Consider the following 1721-nt stretch of genomic DNA (forward strand, 5'->3'; position numbering starts at 1 on the left):
GACGATGGATGGCCCACCTCCCACGCTGGAGGCATGACGACACCAGGACGCGGGGCAGAGTTCGAGGACGCCTTCCGCGCGCTCTACCTGGCCTACCATCGGCGCGACGGGCCGCGGTCGGACGTCCCTGCGGCGTCCCGCGCCGTGCTCACCCACCTGGTCCTCACCGGACCGGTGACGATCGGGGAGCTCGCGGTGCATCTGCAGCGCTCGCAGTCGGTGGTCAGCGACATCGTCGGTCACCTGGTCCGCGACGGCTATCTGGACCGCGCCACCGATCCTGCCGACCGCCGACGGGTTCAGGTCTGGCTCAGCCCCCACGGCCGGGCCCTGCTCGATCGCCTCAACCGGGTCCTCGACGTCCCCCTGCTGGACGCCGCCCTCGCCACCACCGCCGATGCCGACGCCCTGATCCGTGGCCTGCACGCCCTCGCGGCCCAGGCCCGCACCCTTCCACGAGAGGAACACGACCATGACCACACCGACCTGTGAAAGCTGCAGCATGCCGATCGAAACCGGCCGCTACTGCGAGCACTGCACCGACGCCGAGGGCAACCTGCAGGGCTTCGAGGAGCGCTTCGCCACGATGACGGCGTGGCGGCGCGAGCGCGAGCCCGGCCTCGACCAGGCGTCCGCTGAGGCCGAAACGCTCGCCTGGATGGCGTCGATGCCCGCGTGGGCGGCTCACCCGCAGGTGGTCTCGCGCCAGGCGTCGATCCCGGCCCCCACCAACTCCCCGGCGGCGCCTTCGGCCTCCTCCAGCGGAAGCCAGGCGGCCCGGTCGGTGGAGCCGCCGACCTCCACGGTGCCGAGCGTCCCGCCGACGATGCGGGCCGTGTAGATCAGGCGGACGCCCTTCAGCGGCCTCCCGGTGGACCAGCTCGCCGCGACCGTGTAGCTCGACGTGGTCAGGAAGCCGGTCAGCTCGCAGTGGTAGCCGGTCTCCTCGTAGACCTCCCGCACCACGGCGTCCTCGACGGCCTCGTCGAACTCGACGCCGCCGCCGGGCAGCGACCAGGAGGCCCGCTCCGGCTGGTCGCCGCCGTTCCACCAGCTCAGCAGGATCCGGTGCTCGGCGTCGACGATCACGGCGTACGCGGCCAGCCGGGTGTCGTACTCGCTGAAATGCACACCAGCAGGCTAACGCGGGGGCAACAAGCTGGGGTGGGTCGGCCCCCTGGGCTAGCGTGACGGTGACCCGATGACAAGGAGCCTGCACCGATGCCGATCCTCGACCCGTACCGCGCCGATCCCGACCGCTATGACGGCCGGATGCCCTACCGCCGCACCGGGGCCAGCGGCCTGATGCTGCCGGCCCTCTCGCTGGGTCTGTGGCACAACTTCGGCGATGACGTCCCCTTCGCCCGGCAGCGCGACATCCTGCGCCGGGCCTTCGACCTGGGCATCACGCACTTCGACCTGGCCAACAACTACGGCCCGCCCTACGGCGCCGCCGAGGAGAACTTCGGGCGCCACTTGCGCACCGATTTGGCCCCCTACCGGGAGCAGCTGGTGATCTCCACCAAGGCCGGCTGGGACTTCTGGCCCGGCCCGTACGGCAACCTGGGATCGCGCAAGTACCTGCTGGACTCGCTCGACGCGTCCCTGGCCCGCATGGGCCTGGACCACGTCGACATCTTCTACCACCACCGCGCCGACCCGGACACGCCGCTGGAGGAGACGATGGGCGCGCTGGACCACGCGGTGCGCTCGGGGCGGGC

Annotated in this window: 3 protein-coding genes; 2 read left to right on the forward strand and 1 reads right to left on the reverse strand. The window is 71.5% G+C overall.

All coding sequences use genetic code 11. From position 1 onward, the window contains the following. Positions 1-33 precede the first annotated feature (33 nt). Positions 34-492 carry a MarR family winged helix-turn-helix transcriptional regulator gene (locus tag V7E09_RS15595; RefSeq protein WP_324523738.1) on the forward strand — a complete coding sequence of 153 codons (459 nt, stop codon included), beginning with the start codon at positions 34-36 and terminating at the stop codon, positions 490-492. Between the two features lie 192 nt (positions 493-684). On the opposite strand, the gene V7E09_RS15600 is transcribed toward V7E09_RS15595, so the two are convergent. Continuing rightward, a complete protein-coding gene (locus V7E09_RS15600) occupies positions 685-1131 on the reverse strand; it encodes an NUDIX hydrolase (protein WP_324510868.1) in 447 nt (148 codons plus the stop codon). A 90-nt stretch (positions 1132-1221) separates the two neighbouring features. On the opposite strand from V7E09_RS15600, the gene V7E09_RS15605 reads away from it, so the two are divergent. After that, on the forward strand, positions 1222-1721 hold a 500-nt coding region (locus V7E09_RS15605), incomplete at its 3' end, for an aldo/keto reductase (protein WP_324523739.1).

The sequence above is a fragment of the Propioniciclava sp. genome, from assembly GCF_036744435.1.
GTDB lineage: Bacteria > Actinomycetota > Actinomycetes > Propionibacteriales > Propionibacteriaceae > Propioniciclava.